Origin of the sequence: Blastococcus sp. MG754426, assembly GCF_021699055.1 — a bacterium.
GTDB lineage: Bacteria > Actinomycetota > Actinomycetes > Mycobacteriales > Geodermatophilaceae > Blastococcus.
Genome location: NZ_SSXC01000031.1, coordinates 33,346 through 50,729, shown reverse-complemented (window position 1 = coordinate 50,729; position 17,384 = coordinate 33,346). Strand labels below are relative to the sequence as shown.

17 protein-coding genes are annotated in these 17,384 nt (G+C 74.5%); 7 read left to right on the top strand and 10 right to left on the bottom strand.

Annotated elements, in window-relative coordinates; all coding sequences use genetic code 11:
• Positions 1 to 76 precede the first annotated feature (76 nt).
• Entirely contained in the window at positions 77 to 1,192 is a 1,116-nt protein-coding gene (gene ald, locus E9549_RS12080; RefSeq protein ID WP_236826783.1) for an alanine dehydrogenase, read from the bottom strand.
• Positions 1,189 to 2,292: an NADH:flavin oxidoreductase/NADH oxidase gene (locus tag E9549_RS12075; RefSeq protein ID WP_255714901.1), complete on the bottom strand. Its 1,104-nt coding sequence runs from the start codon at positions 2,290 to 2,292 to the stop codon at positions 1,189 to 1,191. Before E9549_RS12075 ends, ald begins: the two co-directional genes overlap by 4 nt.
• Before the next feature lie 68 nt (positions 2,293 to 2,360).
• Here E9549_RS12075 and E9549_RS12070 point away from each other — a divergent pair, with 68 nt between their 5' ends.
• Positions 2,361 to 2,762, top strand: coding sequence for a hypothetical protein (locus tag E9549_RS12070; RefSeq protein WP_236826781.1), 402 nt, complete (start codon positions 2,361 to 2,363; stop codon positions 2,760 to 2,762).
• Here the strand turns inward: E9549_RS12070 and E9549_RS12065 are convergent.
• A complete protein-coding gene (locus E9549_RS12065; protein ID WP_236826780.1) occupies positions 2,750 to 3,535 on the bottom strand; it encodes an SDR family NAD(P)-dependent oxidoreductase in 786 nt (261 codons plus the stop codon). The genes E9549_RS12070 and E9549_RS12065 overlap by 13 nt on opposite strands.
• A complete protein-coding gene (locus E9549_RS12060; RefSeq protein WP_308113075.1) occupies positions 3,532 to 5,007 on the bottom strand; it encodes an NAD-dependent succinate-semialdehyde dehydrogenase in 1,476 nt (491 codons plus the stop codon). Before E9549_RS12060 ends, E9549_RS12065 begins: the two co-directional genes overlap by 4 nt.
• 130 nt (positions 5,008 to 5,137) lie before the next feature.
• Here E9549_RS12060 and E9549_RS12055 point away from each other — a divergent pair, with 130 nt between their 5' ends.
• Both E9549_RS12055 and E9549_RS23805 read left to right on the top strand, forming a co-directional pair.
• The gene (locus E9549_RS12055; protein WP_236826779.1) at positions 5,138 to 6,520 is read left to right on the top strand and encodes an aminotransferase; all 1,383 of its coding nucleotides are present in this window, start codon (positions 5,138 to 5,140) and stop codon (positions 6,518 to 6,520) included.
• Positions 6,521 to 6,547: 27 nt separating this feature from the next.
• Positions 6,548 to 8,278, top strand: coding sequence for an FAD-dependent oxidoreductase (locus E9549_RS23805; protein ID WP_308113077.1), 1,731 nt, complete (start codon positions 6,548 to 6,550; stop codon positions 8,276 to 8,278).
• Positions 8,279 to 8,281: 3 nt separating this feature from the next.
• On the opposite strand, the gene E9549_RS12035 is transcribed toward E9549_RS23805, so the two are convergent.
• Positions 8,282 to 9,460 (bottom strand): FAD-binding oxidoreductase, encoded by a 1,179-nt coding sequence (locus E9549_RS12035; RefSeq protein ID WP_236826778.1) that lies wholly within the window; start codon positions 9,458 to 9,460, stop codon positions 8,282 to 8,284.
• Positions 9,461 to 9,522: 62 nt separating this feature from the next.
• Between E9549_RS12035 and E9549_RS12030 the strand changes: the two genes are divergently transcribed.
• From E9549_RS12030 to E9549_RS12020, 3 genes are read left to right on the top strand one after another with little or no spacing between them, the layout of a single operon-like run.
• Positions 9,523 to 10,473 carry a dihydrodipicolinate synthase family protein gene (locus tag E9549_RS12030; RefSeq protein ID WP_236826777.1) on the top strand — a complete coding sequence of 317 codons (951 nt, stop codon included), beginning with the start codon at positions 9,523 to 9,525 and terminating at the stop codon, positions 10,471 to 10,473.
• Positions 10,467 to 11,564, top strand: coding sequence for a 3-hydroxyacyl-CoA dehydrogenase (locus E9549_RS12025; RefSeq protein ID WP_236826776.1), 1,098 nt, complete (start codon positions 10,467 to 10,469; stop codon positions 11,562 to 11,564). Before E9549_RS12030 ends, E9549_RS12025 begins: the two co-directional genes overlap by 7 nt.
• Complete coding sequence (locus E9549_RS12020) at positions 11,561 to 12,694, top strand: Xaa-Pro peptidase family protein (protein ID WP_236826775.1); 1,134 nt, start codon at positions 11,561 to 11,563, stop codon at positions 12,692 to 12,694. Before E9549_RS12025 ends, E9549_RS12020 begins: the two co-directional genes overlap by 4 nt.
• Positions 12,695 to 12,718: 24 nt before the next feature.
• Here E9549_RS12020 and E9549_RS12015 read toward each other — a convergent pair whose 3' ends face one another.
• From E9549_RS12015 to E9549_RS11995, 5 genes are all read right to left on the bottom strand, one after another.
• On the bottom strand, positions 12,719 to 13,132 hold the full coding sequence (locus E9549_RS12015; protein WP_308113079.1) for an arsenate reductase ArsC: 414 nt from the start codon (positions 13,130 to 13,132) through the stop codon (positions 12,719 to 12,721).
• Complete coding sequence (locus E9549_RS12010) at positions 13,129 to 14,559, bottom strand: FAD-dependent oxidoreductase (protein WP_236826774.1); 1,431 nt, start codon at positions 14,557 to 14,559, stop codon at positions 13,129 to 13,131. Before E9549_RS12010 ends, E9549_RS12015 begins: the two co-directional genes overlap by 4 nt.
• Positions 14,556 to 15,206, bottom strand: a complete 651-nt coding sequence (locus E9549_RS12005; RefSeq protein WP_236826773.1) for a low molecular weight phosphatase family protein — start codon at positions 15,204 to 15,206, stop codon at positions 14,556 to 14,558. The genes E9549_RS12010 and E9549_RS12005 overlap by 4 nt, the downstream gene beginning before the upstream one ends.
• The gene (arsB, locus tag E9549_RS12000) at positions 15,203 to 16,327 is read right to left on the bottom strand and encodes an ACR3 family arsenite efflux transporter (protein WP_308113082.1); all 1,125 of its coding nucleotides are present in this window, start codon (positions 16,325 to 16,327) and stop codon (positions 15,203 to 15,205) included. The genes E9549_RS12005 and arsB overlap by 4 nt, the downstream gene beginning before the upstream one ends.
• Positions 16,328 to 16,400: 73 nt before the next feature.
• Positions 16,401 to 16,739: a metalloregulator ArsR/SmtB family transcription factor gene (locus tag E9549_RS11995; RefSeq protein WP_236826772.1), complete on the bottom strand. Its 339-nt coding sequence runs from the start codon at positions 16,737 to 16,739 to the stop codon at positions 16,401 to 16,403.
• Between the two features lie 130 nt (positions 16,740 to 16,869).
• Here E9549_RS11995 and E9549_RS11990 point away from each other — a divergent pair, with 130 nt between their 5' ends.
• Positions 16,870 to 17,337, top strand: coding sequence for an ArsI/CadI family heavy metal resistance metalloenzyme (locus tag E9549_RS11990; protein WP_236826771.1), 468 nt, complete (start codon positions 16,870 to 16,872; stop codon positions 17,335 to 17,337).
• Positions 17,338 to 17,384: the final 47 nt, after the last annotated feature.

The window sequence follows — 17,384 nt, the reverse complement described above, 5'->3', positions numbered from 1 at the left end:
GTAACACGACGGAGGAGTTCCGGCCCACCGTCGCGCCCCCTCCCGAGGGGGGCGACGGCGGGCCGCTGAGCCGGGGTCACGAGAGCACCGACGACACCTCGACGTGGTCGAACCCGTGCGCCTCGGCGACCGGCGCGTACGTCACGTCCCCACCGTGGACGTTCAGCCCCCGGGCGAGCGCGTCGTCGGCCCGCAGCGCCTCCCGCCAGCCGCGCCCGGCCAGCTCCAGGGCGTAGGGCAGGGTCACGTTGGTGAGCGCCCGGGTCGAGGTGTGCGGGACGGCGCCGGGCATGTTGGCCACGCAGTAGAAGACGGTGTCGTGCACGGCGTAGGTGGGTTCGGCGTGCGTGGTCGGCCGCGAGTCCTCGAAGCACCCGCCCTGGTCGATGGAGATGTCGACCAGCACGCTGCCGGGGCGCATGCGCGACACGACGTCGTTGCTCAGCAGGGTCGGGGCCTTGGCGCCCGGGACGAGGACCGCCCCGATGACCAGGTCGGCCCCGAGCGCCGCCTGCTCGACCGCGTAGGCGTTCGAGGCCACGGTCCGGCAGCGGCCCCCGAAGAGCGCGTCGACCTGCCGCAGCCGGGCGACGTCGCGGTCCATGACGGTGACGTCGGCGCGCATGCCCAGGGCGATGGTCGCCGCGCTCTGCCCCGCGACGCCGGCACCCACGACGACCACCTGCGCCGGCGGCACACCGGGGACCCCGCCCATGAGCACGCCGCGCCCGCCGGCAGCGCGCAGCAGCGTGGCGGCGCCGACCTGGGCGGCGAGCCGGCCGGCCACCTCGCTCATCGGCGCGAGGAGGGGGAGGCTGCGGTCGGCCGGCTGGACGGTCTCGTAGGCGATCGCGGTCACCTCGCGGGTGACGAGCTCCTTGGTGAGCTGCTCGTCGGCGGCCAGGTGCAGGAAGGTGAAGAGGACCTGCCCCGCGCGCATCCGCGGGTACTCCTCGGCGACGGGCTCCTTCACCTTGAGGACGAGCTCGCCGGCGGCCCAGACGTCGTCGGCGTCGTCGAGCACGGTGGCGCCTGCGGCGCGGTACTCCTCGTCGGAGATCGACGAGCCGACGCCGGCGCAGGTCTCCACCACGACCTCGTGGCCGTGCCGCACGAGCTCGTGCACCCCCGACGGGGTCAGCGCCACGCGGAACTCGTTGTTCTTGACCTCGCGGGGTACCGCGATCCTCATTGCTCCTCCTGCAGGTGGTTGTCGGTCGGGCGGCTCCGGGGGGCCGGTCGGGCCCCCGCGTACTGCGGCGGCCACGACACGTCCGCGGCGCCGAGCTCGGCGGCCGCGAGCAGCGGCCAGTGCGGCTGGCGGAGCAGCTCCCGCCCGAGCATCACGGCGTCCGCCTGCCCCCGCGCCACGATCTCCTCGGCCTCGCACGGAGCGGTGATGAGGCCGACGGCGGCGCTCGGCATCCCGGCCTCGGCCCGGACCCGCTCGGCGAAGCCCACCTGGTACCGGGGGCCGACCGGCACCGCGACGTCGGGGACCGCGCCACCCGACGAGCAGTCGACGAGGTCGACGCCGTGACCGCCCAGCACCCGGGCGAGGGCCACGGTGTCGTCGCCGTCCCACCCGCCCTCGAGCCAGTCGGTGGCCGACACCCGGACGAGCAGCGGCCGGTCGTCGGGCCACACCTCGCGCACGGCGTCGACCACCTCGAGCAGGAGGCGGGACCGGCCCACGAGCCCGCCGCCGTAGCGGTCGGAGCGGGTGTTCACCAGCGGCGAGAGGAACTGGTGCAGGAGGTAGCCGTGGGCGGCGTGCAGCTCCACCACGTCGAAGCCGACGTCCCGCGCCCGCGCCGCGGCCCGGCGGAAGGAGGCCACCACCGCGGCGATGCCCGCGTCGTCGAGGGCCGTCGGTGCGGGCAGCCGACCGAAGGGGAGCGAGGTGGCGCCGACGGTCGGCCAGCCGCCCTCGTCCGGTGGGACAGGGCGCTGCCCGTCCCACGGCGGTGAGGTGCACGCCTTGCGGCCGGCGTGCACCAGCTGGACCCCGGCCGTGGCCCCCTGCTCCTGGACGAACCGCACGATCGGGGCCCACGCCTCGGCCTGCGCGTCGTCCCAGAGACCGGTGTCCGCGGGGGAGAGCCGGCCTGCCGGGTCCACGGCCGTGGCCTCGGTCATCACCAGACCGGCGCCGCCGACGGCGAAGCCGCCGAGGTGCACCAGGTGCCAGTCGTGCGGGCGTCCGTCCGGGCCGGCCGAGTACTGGCACATGGGTGCCACCCAGGCTCGGTTGCGGACGGTGACCCCGCGCATCGTGAGGGGCCTGAACAGCTCGGAGATGACGCGCTCCCGTTCTGGGCATGGACGACCACTTGTTCGGTAACCGTACGATAGTTCGCATGCCGCATCAAGGAGCTGGGTCGGGCGACGGTGCGTGGCACGCGCGCGCGGAGGAGATCGGGCTGCAGGCCGAGCCGGAGAACGACCTCGTCCTGCGCACGCTGGTCCCCGGCGACCGCACCGGTGGGACGCTCAGCGCGACGTGGGTGCGCCTGGAGGGGCAGCACCGGCGGCTGCGGAACGTCCGCACGCACCGCACCTACTACGTCGTCACCGGCTCGTTCGTCTTCGCCGTCGGCGACGCCCCGCCGGTGCGCATCCCGGCCGGCGACGCGCTGGTCCTCCCGCCCGGGGTCGTCTACGACCTGCGTGGCCGCGGCACCTACCTGGTGCTCAACTCACCCGGCTTCCGGCCCGGGGACGACGAGTACGTGGACGGGCCGCCGGCTCAGCGCACGTAGGAGGCGCCGTTGACGTCCAGGGTGGCGCCGGTGAGGTGCCGGCACCGCCCGGTGGCGAGGAACGCGACCACCTCGGCGACCTCCGCCGGTGGCACCCACTCGTCCATCGCCAGCCCGGCCGTGACCGCCGCCACGCCGCCCTGCTCGGCGGCCGCGCGCACCGACATGTCCGTGGCCACCACGCCGGGTGCCACCAGGTGCGCGAGCACGCCGTCCTTGGCGTGCGCCCGCGCGATCGTCTTGGTCAGCGCGGCCAGCCCGGCCTTCGACGCCGCGTAGGCGCCGAGGGCCGGTACCCCCGAGCCGCGCTGCGCCGCCCAGCTGGAGAGGACGACGAGGCTGCCGCCGCCGCGGGGGACGAAGTGCCGCACCGCCGCCCGCAGCAGTGCGGCCGGCTCGACCAGGTTGACCTGCAGCGCCAGCTGCCACGCCGCGTCCCAGTCCGCGTCGGGCCCGTCGATGGGCGATTCCGGCATCACCGCCGCGTTGCAGACGACGACGTCGACCGCGCCGCGCCACGCCAGGGCCTCCGCCCACAGCCCGGCGGCCGAGCCGGGCTGCCGGAGGTCGGCGCCGACGAGGAGGCGGCGCTCGGCCGGGATCGCCTCGGTCGCCCGTTCGGCGCCGTCCCGGGAGCTCCCGTAGTGCGCGACGACGTGGGCACCCAGCTCGCCGAGCCGGGCCGCCGTCACCTGGCCGATGCCCCGCGAGGCACCCGTCACCAGCACCGTCCGGCCGGTCAGGTCCAGCAAGCCGCCCCCCGGCCCGGTCACCCCTCGATCCCGTCCAGGCACAGGTACTTCCACTCCAGGAACTCGTCGATGCCGTGCCGCGACCCCTCGCGACCGGTCCCGGACTCCTTGACGCCACCGAACGGCGCACCCTCGTAGGAGATCAGACCGGTGTTGACGCCCACCACCCCGAACTCCAGCGCCTCGCCGACCCGCCAGGTGCGGCCCAGGTCGCGGGTGAAGAGGTAGGCGGCCAGGCCGCTGGGCGTGTCGTTGGCCAGGGCCACGGCCTCCTCCTCCGTCTCGAACCGGAAGACGGGCGCGACCGGTCCGAAGGTCTCCTCGCGGGCGACCAGCATGTCGGGGCGCGCGCCGACGAGTACGGTCGGCTCGTAGAAGGTGCCGCCCAGGGCGTGCGGCCGGCCGCCGAGCTCCACGCGGGCGCCGCGCGCGACCGCGTCCTGCACGTGCCGGTCCACCTTGCCGACGGCGGCGTCGTCGATCAGCGGGCCCTGCTGCGAGGCCGGGTCGAAGCCGTTGCCCACCCGCAGCCCGGCGACCGCGGCGGTGAACCGCTCGACGAAGCGGTCGTGGATGCCGGCCTGCACGAGGATCCGGTTGGCGCAGACGCAGGTCTGCCCGGCGTTGCGGAACTTGGAGGCGATGGCCCCCTCGACCGCCCGGTCGAGGTCGGCGTCGTCGAACACCAGCACCGGGGCGTTGCCACCGAGCTCGAGGGCGACCCGCTTGACCGTGTCGGCGCACTGGCGCATCAGCAGCTTGCCGACCTCGGTCGACCCGGTGAAGCTCAGGGCGCGCACCACCGGGCTCGAGGTCAGCACCCCGCCGACGACGACGGCGTCGCCGTGCACGACCTGCAGCACGCCCCGGGGCAGGCCGGCCTGCCGGCCCAGCTCGGCGAGCGCGAGCGCCGAGAGGGGCGTCTCGGAGGCCGGCTTGACGATCATCGGGCAGCCCGCCGCGAGGGCGGGGCCCACCTTCCGGGCGATCATCGCCATCGGGAAGTTCCAGGGCGTGATGGCTGCCGTCACGCCGACCGGCTGGCGGATGGTCAGCAGCCGGCGGCCGTGCGCGTTGGTCGGGATGGTCTCCCCGTAGAGCCGCTTGGCCTCCTCGGCGTACCACTCGATGAAGGTCGCCCCGTAGCGGATCTCGCCCTCCGCCTCGGCCAGCGGCTTGCCCTGCTCCGCGGTGAGGATGCGCGCCAGCTGCCCGGCGTTGTCGAGGACCAGCTGGTGCCAGCGCCTGAGCACCGCGGCCCGCTGCGGGGCCGGGGTGGCGGCCCAGGGGCCGAGCGCCGCCTGGGCGCTCGCGAGGGCGCGCTCCACGTCGGCCGCCGTGGCGCAGGCGACGCGCGCCAGCACCTCTCCCGTCGCCGGGTCGGTCACCGGCAGCACCCCGCCGTCCGACGCGGCCACCCACTCGCCGTCGATCAGCAGGTCCTGGCGCAGCAGGTCGCAGCCTTCGAGGACGTGTTCTCGGGCAAGAGTCACCGGGTCTCCCCTGTTCGACGGGTCGTGGACGCGGCGCGACCTTACGCCTATGTTCGGTCTGCGTTCTATATGTTCGCCCAGCGGTCATCGAGGACCGCCGCGTTCAGCCGACAGGCCGAGAGGACATGGCATGACGAGCACGCCCACGGAGACCATCACCGACGTCGACCGCCGGTTCGTCTTCCACCCCTTCACGGCGCTGAAGGCCCACGAGCACGACGGCGGACGGGTCATGGTCTCCGGGCAGGGGAGCCGGCTGGTGGACAGCGAGGGCCGCAGCTACCTCGACGCCATGGCGGGGCTCTGGTGCGTGAACATCGGCTACTCGCACCCCGCGATGGCCGACGCCCTCGCCGACCAGGCGCGGCGGTTGCCCTACTACCACGCGTTCGCCTCGATGGGGACCGATGCGCCGGCCGTGCTGGCGGAGCGGCTCGTCGGGATGGCGCCGGTCCCCATGTCGAAGGTGTTCTTCGGCAACAGCGGGTCGGATGCGAACGACACGCAGGTGAAGCTCGTCTGGCTGTACAACAACGTGCTCGGGCGACCCGAGAAGAAGAAGATCATCTCGCGCCGGCGCGGGTACCACGGCGTCACGGTGATGTCGGCCAGCCTGACCGGGCTGCAGTCCATGCACACCGCCTTCGACCTGCCGCTGCCCATGGTCCGCCACGTGCGGGCACCGCACCGGTTGTGGGAGGCCGAGCCCGGCATGTCCGACGCCGACTTCGCCGCGGCGCTGGCCCGAGAGCTGGAGGAGCTGATCCTGGCCGAGGGCCCGGACACCGTGGCCGCCTTCATCGCCGAGCCGATCCAGGCGGCCGGCGGCGTCATCGTCCCGCCGGAGGGCTACTTCGCCGCGGTGCAGGAGGTGCTCCGCCGGTACGACGTGCTGCTGATCGCCGACGAGGTGGTCACCGGCTTCGGCCGGCTCGGCGTCCCCTTCGGCACCACCGCGCTCGGGATGGAGCCCGACCTCATCACGGTGGCCAAGGGCATCACCTCGGCCTACGTGCCGCTCTCGGGGTGCATGGTGTCCGAGCGGGTGTGGCGGGTGCTCGCCGACGGGACGGCCGCCTCCGGCGTGGTCGGGCACGGCTACACCTACTCGGCGCACCCGATCGCCGCGGCGGCGGCGCTGGCCAACCTGGACATCATCGAGGAGGAGGGGCTGGTGGTTCGGGCGGCCGAGCGCGGGGCGTACCTCCACCAGCGGCTCCGCGCGGCCTTCGAGGGGCACCCCATGGTCGGCGAGGTGCGCGGCCGCGGCCTGGTCGGGGCCGTGGAGTTCGTCGCCGGCACGGCGCCGGCGCGGGCCTTCGACCCGGCGGCGGGCGTGGGTGCCCAGGTGGCCCGGCGCTGCCTGGAGCTCGGCGTCATCACCCGGGCGCTGCCCATGGCCGACACCATCGCCTTCTCCCCGCCGTTCGTCGTCACCGAGAATGAGCTCGACGAGATGGTGGAGACCGCCCGCCGGGCGGTCGACGATATCGCCGCACGGGTGCTCGCGTGAGCCGCGCCCGCGCCGGGGAGGAGTGACGTGCGGGTCCGCAGCGACGGCATCGAGGACGGCGCGCCGCAGGTGGAGCTGCACCACGAGGGGCGCCCGGTCGCGGCCTCCGGCGCTGACACCGTCGCGTCGGCGCTGACCGACGCCGGCATCCGCGCGTGCCGCACGGCGGTCGACGGCAGCGCGCGCGGGCTCTTCTGCGGCATGGGCGTCTGCGGCGAGTGCGCGGTGGTCGTCGACGACCGGCCGGGTCGCCTGGCCTGCCTCACGCCGGTGCGCGAGGGCATGCGTGTGGCGCCCCAGCCGGCGGCGCGACCGCTCGCGGAGGAGGCGGTCGAGGAGCTGGAGGAGGTCGAGCTCCGTCCCGACGTCCTGGTCCTGGGCGCGGGCCCGGCCGGCCTGGCCGCGGCCGCGACGGCGGCCGAGGCCGGGCTCCGCGTCCTCCTCGTGGAGGAGCGGGCCAAGCTCGGCGGGCAGTACTACAAGCAGCCGGCCACCGCCTTCACCGTCGACGAAGGGTCGCTGGACGGCCAGTACCGCCAGGGGCGAGCGCTCATCCGCCGGGTGCAGCGGGCCGGCGTCGAGGTGCTCACCGGCGTGCGGGTGTGGGGCGCCTTCGCCCCCGACCACCTCCTGGCCGCGGGCGAGGACCGGCGCTGGGTCCTGCGGCCGCGGCGCCTGGTCATCGCCACGGGCGCGTTCGAGCGCGCGGTCCCGTTCCCGGGGTGGACCCTCCCGGGGATCATGACCACCGGCGCCGCGCAGACGCTGGTGCGGGCGCAGCAGGTGGCTCCGGGCACCCGGGTCCTGGTGAGCGGCAACGGGCCGCTGAACCTCCAGGTGGCGGCGGACCTCGTGCGCGCGGGCGTCACCGTGGTGGCGCTCGCCGAGGTGGCCGCCCTGCCGGGGCCGCGCGCGGTGCGCGCCGGGCTGCGGATGCTGCGCTCGGCACCGGACCTGGTGCGCGACGGCATCGGCTACGCCGCCACGCTGGCCCGGGCCCGGGTGCCCGTGCTCACCTCCACGGCGATCGTCCGGGCCGAGGGCGGCGACGAGGTGCGGCGGGCAGTGGTGGCCCGGCTGGACGGGGAGGGCAGGGCCGTCCCCGGGACCGAGCGCACCTTCGAGGTCGATGCGGTGTGCCTCGGGTTCGGCTTCCTGCCGTCCAACGAGATCGCCCGGAGCCTGGGCTGCCGCCACCGGTACGACGCCGGCACCGGGGCGCTGGCCGTCGAGTGCGGCCCGGACGGCCGGTCGAGCGTCGACGGCGTCTGGGTGGTCGGGGACGCGGGCGGCATCGCCGGCGCCCGGGTCGCCGAGGCCCGGGGCGCGCTGGCCGGGGCGGCGGCCGCCGCGGACCTGGGCGCGGCCGTGGGTGGCGGGCTCGCGGAGGCGGTCGGCCAGGCCGAACGGCTCCGGCGGCGCAACGAGGCCTTCCAGTCGGGCCTGGCGACGGTCTTCCGGGCGCCGCTGCTGGTCGACCAGCTCGCCGAGGCGGACACCACGGCGTGCCGGTGCGAGAGCGTCACCCTGGGCGAGATCGCGGCAGGCGTGGCGGGCGGCGCGGGATCCGCCGGCGCCCTGAAGCGCGCGACCCGGGCCGGGATGGGCCGGTGCCAGGGACGCTACTGCACCCCGCTGGTCACCCACCTGGTGGCGAGGAGCACCGGCACAACGGTCGACGAGTACGCCGGCTTCGCGCCGCAGGCGCCGTTCAAGCCGGTGGAGATCGGGGTGGTGGCCGAGCCGGGCGCCCGGTAGCGCTCAGGTGGCGAAGCGGTCCGGGCGGAACGGCGTCAGGTCCCGGCCGGGGTCCCGCTCGAGCAGCAGGTCGGCGACCGCGCGCCCGACGACCGGACCCGCGGTGAGGCCCATGTAGGGGAACATGCCGACGACCAGACCGGGTGCCGACGGCACCCGGCCGATCAGCGGGCTCTGGTCGGGGGTGCCGTTGCCCACCCCCACCCAGGTGCGCAGCAGCTGGGCGCGGGCCACCGCGGGCACGACCGTGACGGCCACCCGCAGGTTGGCCCGCAGCGATGCGGGGTCGAGCACCGGGTTGCCGGCCCGGTCCCGCCGGGCCGGCCAGCCCCCGCCGATGAGGAGCGCGCCGGAGCCGGCCTGCTTGAGCGTCAGCTTCTCGCCGGCGAAGTAGACCAGGTGGGGCACCAGCGGCTCGACCCGCTCGGTGACGCTCACCTGGACCGGTTCCGCCGTCACCGGCAGCCGGACGCCGAGCAGCTCCCCGAACGCCGCGAGATCGGTGCCGGCGGTGAGCGCCAGCTGGGTGCAGTCGACCGTCCCGCGGGAGGTGACCAGCCGGAAGCCCCCCGGCCGGCGCTGCACGTCGAGCACGTCGACGCCGGTCTCGACGACGGCGCCGTGCCGCCGGGCCGCCGCGGCGAACGCGGGCGCGGCGACCAGCGAGTTGACCTTCCCCTCGTCGGGGCAGAGCTCGCCGCCGGCCATCCGGCCGGAGACGTAGGGGGCGACCTCCTGCAGCTCCGCCCGGTCCAGCAGCCGGACGGGCAGCCCCGCGGCACGCTCCACGGCCACCTTGCGCTCGATGTCGCGCAGCTGGTCGCCGGTCTCCGCGACCAGGACCCCGCCGCGGCGGGACACCTCGAGGTCGACGCCGAGCTCCGCACCGAGGCCGTCCCACAGGGGGAGCGCGTCGCGCATCAGCTCCAGCGCCGGGACGAAGCCGCGCGCCCAGGCCTCCCCCTGGTGGAGGAAGGGCTCGTGCTGGATCTGGCCGTGCAGGCTGCCCGCGTTGCGCCCGGAGGCCTGGGTGTTGAGGTCGTGGCGTTCGAGCAGCAGGACGTCGGCGCCCGCCCGGGCGAGGTGGTACGCGGTGACGCAGCCGGTGATCCCGCCGCCGACGACGACGATCTCGCAGCGGCGGCTCGCGAGATCACGGGACACGAGCGAGGAGGTCTGCACGAGGCACAGCGTATGGTACGACTGTTCACACAGCGTACAGAAGTTCGCATGGAGGAAGGCTTGTGTCACTCGAGTTCCGCGGCTGCTACACGGTCGCCGTCACCCCGTTCACCGACGGCGACCAGGCGGTCGACGTGGAGGCGCTGCGGTCGTTCCTCGACTGGCAGCTCGACGTCGGCGTACCCGGCGTCATAGTCCTGGGCACCACCGGTGAGTTCCTGACGCTCACCGACGACGAGCGCGACCTGGTCGTGGACACGACGGTCCAGCACGTCGCGGGCCGCGTCCCGGTCATCGCCGGGACCATGAACGCGCACACCCCGTGGGCGGTCCGCCACAGCCGGCGGGCCGAGAAGCTGGGCGCGGACGGGCTGATGATCCTGCCGCCGTACTACTACACGCCCACCGACGACGAGATCTTCCGGTACTACGGCGCCATCAGCGAGGCCGTCGGCGTGCCGATCATGCTCTACAACAACCCGGTCACCTCCAACGTGGACATGTCGGCCGCCCTCGTGGCCCGGCTGGCGCGGGCGTTCGAGAACGTCCGCTACATCAAGGAGTCCAGCCAGCAGCTGGGCCGGGTCCGCGACGTGATCGACGAGACCGAGGGGACGGTCCACGTCTTCGCCGGCGAGCGCCTCGTCGACTCCTACCTGCTGGGCGCGATCGGCTACGTCAACCCCTACGGCAACTACGTGCCGCGCGCCTCGGCCCGCCTCTTCGACCTGCTGGAGGCCGGCCGCATCGCCGAGGCGCGCCAGGTGCAGCGGCTGCTGGACCGCATCGACCACGTCATCGCCGCCGGTCACCCCACCTACGGTCACCAGTGCTACTCCAAGGCGCTGGCCGCCGCCGTCGGGCACCCGGTCGGCGACGTGCGCCCGCCGCTGACCACCTTCCCGCAGCTGGGCGAGGAGGGGCGGGAACGGCTCGCGCAGGTCTGCGAGCTCATCGGCCAGGCCGAGGCCGTCATCGACCGCGCGGAGCAGGCAGAGCCGGCCGCGTGCTGACCGACGGGCCCGTGGCGGTCGTCGGTGCGGGCAGCATCGGCGTCGCGTGGGCGGTCGTGGTCGCCCGCGCCGGCCGGCCGGTGGTGCTGCACGACCCCGATCCGGCGCGGCTGGCGGCGGTCCCCGGCGAGGTGCGGACCCGGCTGGAGGCCCTGACCGCGCACGGGCTGCTGGGGGAGCCGGTGGCGACCGTCGCCGGGCGGGTGCGGACCGCACCCACCCTCGCGGACGCGCTCGGCGGCGCCGTGCACGTGCAGGAGTGCGCGCCGGAGCAGCTCGGGCTCAAGCAGCAGCTGTTCGCGCAGCTGGACGAGCTGGCGGAGGAGGAGGTCGTGCTGGCGAGCTCGTCCTCCGCGTTGACCTGCTCGACCATCGCCGGCGGGCTGCCGGGGCGGGGGCGCTGCCTGGTCGTCCACCCGGGGAACCCGCCCTACCTCCTCCCCGTGGCCGAGGTCGTGCCCGCGCCCTTCACCTCCGCCGGCACCGTCGCCCGCACGAGGCGGCTGCTCGAGGAGCTCGGGATGACCCCGGTCCACGTTGCCGTCGAGGTGGAGGGCTTCGTCTTCAACCGCCTGCAGGGGGCGCTGCTGCGGGAGGCCTACGCCCTGGTGCGCGACGGCGTGGTCTCGGTGGCCGACGTCGACCGCGTGGTCCGCGACGGTCTGGGACGCCGCTGGTCGGTCATCGGCCCCTTCGCGACCGCGGAGCTCAACACCCGCGGGGGGATCGAGGCGCACGCGGAACGCATGGGCGAGGCGTACGCCCGCATGGGCGCCGAGCGGGGGCAGCGTGACCGCTGGGAACCCGAGCTGGTGCACCGCGTCGCGGACGAGCTCCACGGGTTCCTGCCACCCGAGCGGTGGGAGGAGAACGTCGCCCGGCGCGACGCCGCCCTCATGGCGCTGGAGCGCGCCCGCCGCGCCGTCGACCTGCCCGGCGCTGACCGGACCGGGCCGGCCGGCACCACCGGCGAGTGTTCGCTCTGCGACCAACACGATCGCTTGACGAACACATCGGCGGTGCGCTTGGCTGGCGCCACCGCCGGCGCGACCCGCCGGTCCCCGGTCCCTGATGCAGGAGGAGATCCGTGATCCAGCACGACGAGCGCCGCCGCCGGCTGTCCGCCCGGATGGAGGAAGCAGGCGTCGACCTGGTGTTCCTGCCGCCGTCGGCGGACCTGGAGTACTTCACCGGCATGGAGCGTCGCGTGCCGACCTTCGGGGAGGTCGCCTACACGCACCACTGGGTCGCCGGCGCCTTCTTCGCCCCGGGCCGGGAGCCGGTCTTCGTCCTGCCGCGGATGATCCGGGAGTTCGACCTGCCGAACGGCGTCCCCGGTGAGGTCGTCACGGTGGCCGAGTCCGATGACGCCGACACGCTGTTCCGCAAGGCGGCGGGCCAGTTCGGCCGCGTCGGGCGCGTCGCCGTCGGCAAGCGGACCTGGGCGGAGACGGTGCTCAACCTCGGCGCGGTGTTCCCGGACTCCGAGGTGGTCGACGTCGAGCCGCTGAGCAACGGCCTGCGCCGCATCAAGTCGGCCGAGGAGCTCGAGCTCATGACCCGCGCGTGCGCCATCGTGGACCAGGTCATGGCCGGCGTCGAGCCGAAGGTCCGGCCGGGCGTGACCGAGCTCGAGATCGCGACCGAGGTGGCCTACCAGATGAAGGTCGCCGGCTCCCGGGCCGAGTCCTTCGACACGGCGGTGTGGTCGATGGGGCCGCTGGACGACCGCGACGCGACGGTGCGCATCTCCACCCAGCCGCTGCGGGAGGGCATGGGTGTCTCGTTCGACTTCGGCTCGGTCGTGCAGGGCTACTGCTCCGACTTCGGGCGCACCGTCCACGTCGGGGAGCCGGGGGAGGAGTACCTCCGCGTCCACGAGCTGGTGATGGCCTCGCAGCAGGCCGGGATCGACGCGTCCCGCCCCGGTGCGACCGCCGCCGAGGTGCACGAGGCCACCCGGCAGGTCATCGTCGACGGCGGGTACGGGGAGTGGTTCCGCCACCGCACCGGCCACTGCATCGGCCTGGACGTCCACGAGAAGCCCTACATCTCCGAGGAGGACGACACCCCTCTGGAGGCCGGGATGACCTTCACGATCGAGCCGTCGGTCTTCTGGCCCGGTCGGGTGGGCGTCCGGGTCGAGGACGTCATCGTGGTCGAGCAGGACGGCGCCCGGAAGCTCAACGAGCACCCGACGACGATGGTCGCCAACGCCTGACGGCCGGACCCGGCCGGCCGGTGCTCAGGCGGCGGAGCCGGCCCCGAGCTCGGCGAGCAGCCCGCGGATGCGCCGCTCGATCTCGTCGCGGATCGGCCGCACCGCCTCGACGCCCTGGCCGGCCGGGTCATCCAGCGGCCAGTCCAGGTAGCGCTTGCCGGGGAAGACCGGGCACGCGTCGCCGCAGCCCATGGTGATCACCACGTCGGAGGCCTCGACGGCGTCGGTGGTGAGCACCTTGGGGCGCTGGTCGGAGATGTCGATGCCGACCTCGGCCATCGCCTGGACCGCGGCGGGGTTGACCTGCTCGCCGGGCAGCGAGCCGGCCGAGCGGACCTCGACGGCGTCGCCGCCGAGGTGGCGCAGCCAGCCGGCGGCCATCTGCGAACGGCCGGCGTTGTGCACGCAGACGAACAGGACGCTGGGGCGGTGGCTCACGGGGTTCTCCTCGGACGTGCGGCCGGGTCGGCCGGGGTGGATCGGGTGGTGGGTGCAGGGCGGTGCTCGCGGGTCCACGCCTGGGCTGCCATCTGCACGGCGTCCCAGGGCGAGCCCAGCGGCGGGGTGTAGGTCAGGTCGAGGTCGGCCATGCCCTCGACGGTCATGCCGTGGAACAGCGCGGTGGCGTAGACGTCGGCGCGCTTGGCCACCTCGCTGCCCAGCCGGCCGACGAGCTGGGCGCCGAGCAGCCGCCCCGTGCCGGCGTCCGCGGTGATGCGGATCGTGATCGGCCGAGCGCCCGGGTAGTACGCCTTGTGGTCGTCCACGAGCGTCTCGGTGGTGACCGGGCGGAAGCCGGCGGCGACCGCCTCGTGCGCGAGCAGCCCGGTGCGGGCGGCCACCAGGCCGAAGACCTTCACGACCTGGGTGCCGACGCTGCCGGCGAAGCGCGCGTCCCCGCCGACGGCGTTGGCGCCGGCGACACGGCCCTGCTTGTGGGCGGTGGTGCCCAGCGGCAGGTAGGTGGTGCCGAGCAGGCGGTGGTGGGTGACCACGCAGTCCCCGGCCGCCCGGACGTGCGGCAGGCCGGTGGCCATCGTCTCGTCGACGACCACCGCGCCCCCGGCTCCGGTCCGGGCGCCGGCGTCCACGAGGAGGTCCACGTCGGGACGCACGCCGGAAGCGACGAGCACGAGGTCGAAGGAGCGGTCGAGCCCGCCGCCGCCGGCCGTCGCGGCGATGCGTCCGTCGGCGGTGCGGGTGAGGCCGGTGACGCCGGTGCCGGTGAGCACCTCCACGCCGTGCGCCGCCATCTCGGCGCGGACGAGGGCACCCAGCCCGGGGTCCACGGTGGTGAGCACCTCGGCGGGACGCTGCGCCACGGTGGTGGCGATGCCGCGGGCGACCAACGCCTCGGCCATCTCCACGCCGATGTAGCCGGCGCCCACGACCAGCGCCGAGCGGACCCGGCGTTCCTGGAGGCCGGCCACGAGGGCATGGGTGTCGTCGATCGTGTGCAGCAGGTGCACGCCGTCGGCCGGTCCCAGGTCGGCGAGGCCCGTGATCGCCGGGAGGGCCGGGCGGGCGCCGGTCCCCACGACCAGCTCGTCGTAGGGCAGCAGCTCCGTTCCGCCGTCGGGCCCGGTCACGGCGACGCACCGCCCGGGCACGTCGATGGCGGTGGCCCGTGTGCTCGGCCGGACGGTCAGTCCCGCCGCCTCGAGGTCGGCGGCCGTGCGGTGCGCGAGGGACTGCCAGCGCGGCACGTCCCCGGAGACGTGGTAGGGGATCCCGCAGATGGAGAAGTTGGCGTAGGCGTCGGCCACCACGACGGTGACCTGCGCCGACGGGTCGAGCTCCCGGGCGCGGAGGGCGGCGGAGATGCCGGCGTCGCTGCCACCGATGACCAGCAGGCGACGGGTCATGCCCCGAGCTCGGCGAGCAGCCGCCGCACACGTGTCTCGATGTCTGCGGCGATGGACTCCACCGCGGCCCGGTCCCGGCCTGCCGGGTCGGCGACGTCCCAGTCCAGGTAGCGCTTGCCCGGGTAGACGGGGCAGGCGTCGCCGCAGCCCATGGTGACCACCACGTCGGCGGCCCGGACGACGTCGTCGGTCAACGGCTTGGGGAAGGCGTCGGTCACCGTCATGCCGCGCGCGGTGAGCACCTCGAGGACGACGGGGTCGACCGTGTCGGCGGGCATGGAGCCGGCGGAGCGGACGTGCACCCGCCCCTCCGAGAGGTGGTCGACCATCGCGGCGGCCATCTGGGACCGGCCGGCATTGTGGACGCAGACGAAGAGCACCTCGGGTCCGTCCTTGGCCAGCACCCCCTTGGCCTGGGCGAGCGCGGTCAGCCGCTCGGTGGCGAACCGGCAGGTGAGCACCGGCAGGTGGGCCGTGACCCGGGCGGTGCGCCCGAGGGCGGCGTAGGACTCGAAGACCATCCGCTCGACGGTCTCCGGGCTCACCATCCCGGCGAAGCGGGCGGCGAGGTCCTCGACGTGGCGTCGCAGCAGCACGTCCGGGTCCAGCAGCCCGGGGACCCCGGCGGGGGAGCCGGTCGGCGTCATCGGGTGCTCCTGGCGGTCGTGGGGACGGTCGGGTCGCCGGGGAACCAGCGGCGAGCGGCCCACAGCGAGACGTAGACGAGCGCGACCAGGACCGGTACCTCGATGAGCGGTCCGACGACGCCGGCGAGCGCCTGCCCGCTGGTGACGCCGAACGTGCCGATGGCGACGGCGATGGCGAGCTCGAAGTTGTTGCCGGCCGCGGTGAACGCGAGCGTCGCCGTCTTCGCGTAGCCGAGGCGCAGCCGCATGCCCAGCAGGAACGAACCGCCGAACATGAGGACGAAGTAGGCGAGCAGCGGCAGGGCGATGCGGGCGACGTCCCAGGGCCGGGAGGTGATCGCATCGCCCTGCAGCGCGAACAGCATCACGATCGTGAACAGCAGGCCGTAGAGGGCGACCGGGCCGATGCGCGGCAGGAACCTGCCCTCGTACCAGGCGCGGCCCCTGCGGCGCTCGCCGATCGTGCGGGTGAGGAAGCCGGCCAGCAGCGGGATGCCGAGGAACACCAGCACCGAGAGCACGATCGCCCAGAAGCTGAACTCCGCGGATGTGGTGGCCAGCCCCAGCCAGCCGGGCAGCACCTGCAGGTAGAACCAGCCCAGGAGGGCGAAGGCGAGGATCTGGAACACCGAGTTGATCGCCACCAGGACGGCGCCTGCCTCCCGGTCGCCGCAGGACAGGTCGTTCCAGATCAGCACCATCGCGATGCAGCGGGCCAGGCCCACGATGATCAGCCCGGTCCGGTACTCGGGCAGGTCCGGGAGCAGCAGCCACGCCAGGGCGAACATCAGCGCCGGGCCGAGCAGCCAGTTGAGCACCAGGGAGGCGGCGAGGAGCTTCCGGTCGCCGGTGACCCGGTCCAGCTCGGAGTACCGGACCTTGGCCAGCACCGGGTACATCATCAGGAGCAGGCCGATCGCGATCGGCAGGCTGACGTCGCCCACCTCGACCGCGCTCAGCGCGTCGTCCAGGCCCGGCACCCAGCGGCCCAGCGCGAGCCCGAGCGCCATCGCGGCGATGATCCACACCGGCAGGAACCGGTCGAGGGTGGACAGCTTCTGCAGGACGGGCGCGTCGGCCGGGGCATCGGGGCGGGCGGTCTCCCGGACGGCGTCGCTCACGAGTCCTCCTCGCCGGCGCCCGTCGGCCGCGTTCGCAGCGCTGCTCTGCTCGTGGGTGGGCTCGCGAGCCGGCTCACGCGGGCACCGCCGTCTCGAAGAGGCCGGCGACGGCGCGCAGCGCGGTGGGGCGGACGGCGTAGTACACCCACACCCCGCGCTTCTCCCGGTCGAGCAGCCCGGCCGAGTGCAGCACCTTCAGGTGGTGGCTGATCGTGGCCTGGGTGAGGTCGAAGGCGTCGTTCAGGTCGCAGACGCAGGCGTCACCGCTGGCGCTGGAGGCGATGAGGCTCATCAGCCGCAGGCGGACCGGGTCGGCCAGCGCCTTGAGGAGGGGGGCGACCTGCTCGGCCTGCTCGGCGGACATCGCCGTGCCGGACAACGGGGTGCAGCAGGCCAGGGCCGGATCGCTCATCGGTGCTCCTTCGTGAGGTGTCGACGGCCATCGTAACGATGGACATCGTATTGACAAGCATCGATACAAGGTGTTCATTCTGCGTTCAGACATCGACGTCCGTCTATGTCCTACGTCCCAGGAGGTTCCCGTGTCCCGTGTCCAGCTCGCCCTCCGCGTCGCCGACCTCGACGCCGCCGTCGACTTCTACTCGCGGCTGTTCGACACCGTCCCGGCCAAGCGGCGGCCCGGCTACGCCAACTTCGCCGTCGTCGAGCCGCCGCTGAAGCTGGTGCTGCTCGAGGGCCGGGCGGGGGAACCCACCCGCATGGACCACCTCGGCGTCGAGGTCGCCTCCCCGGAGGAGGTCGGCGCCGCGACCGGCCGGCTGGCCGACGCCGGGCTGGCGACGCGGGTCGAGGACGGCACCACCTGCTGCTACGCCGTCCAGGACAAGGTGTGGGTGACCGGCCCGGGCGGGGAACCGTGGGAGGTCTACACCGTCACGGCCGACGCGCGCCCGGACCTGGAGGGCCGCACCGAGCCCGAGCTCGCCGACGTCGCCGGCGACGGCAGCTGCTGCCGGACGGAGGCCCAGCCGGCCGCCGCCTGCTGCTGACGCCGCCCGCCGCGAGTGCTACGAACTCGTGGTGGTCAGCGCCTGAC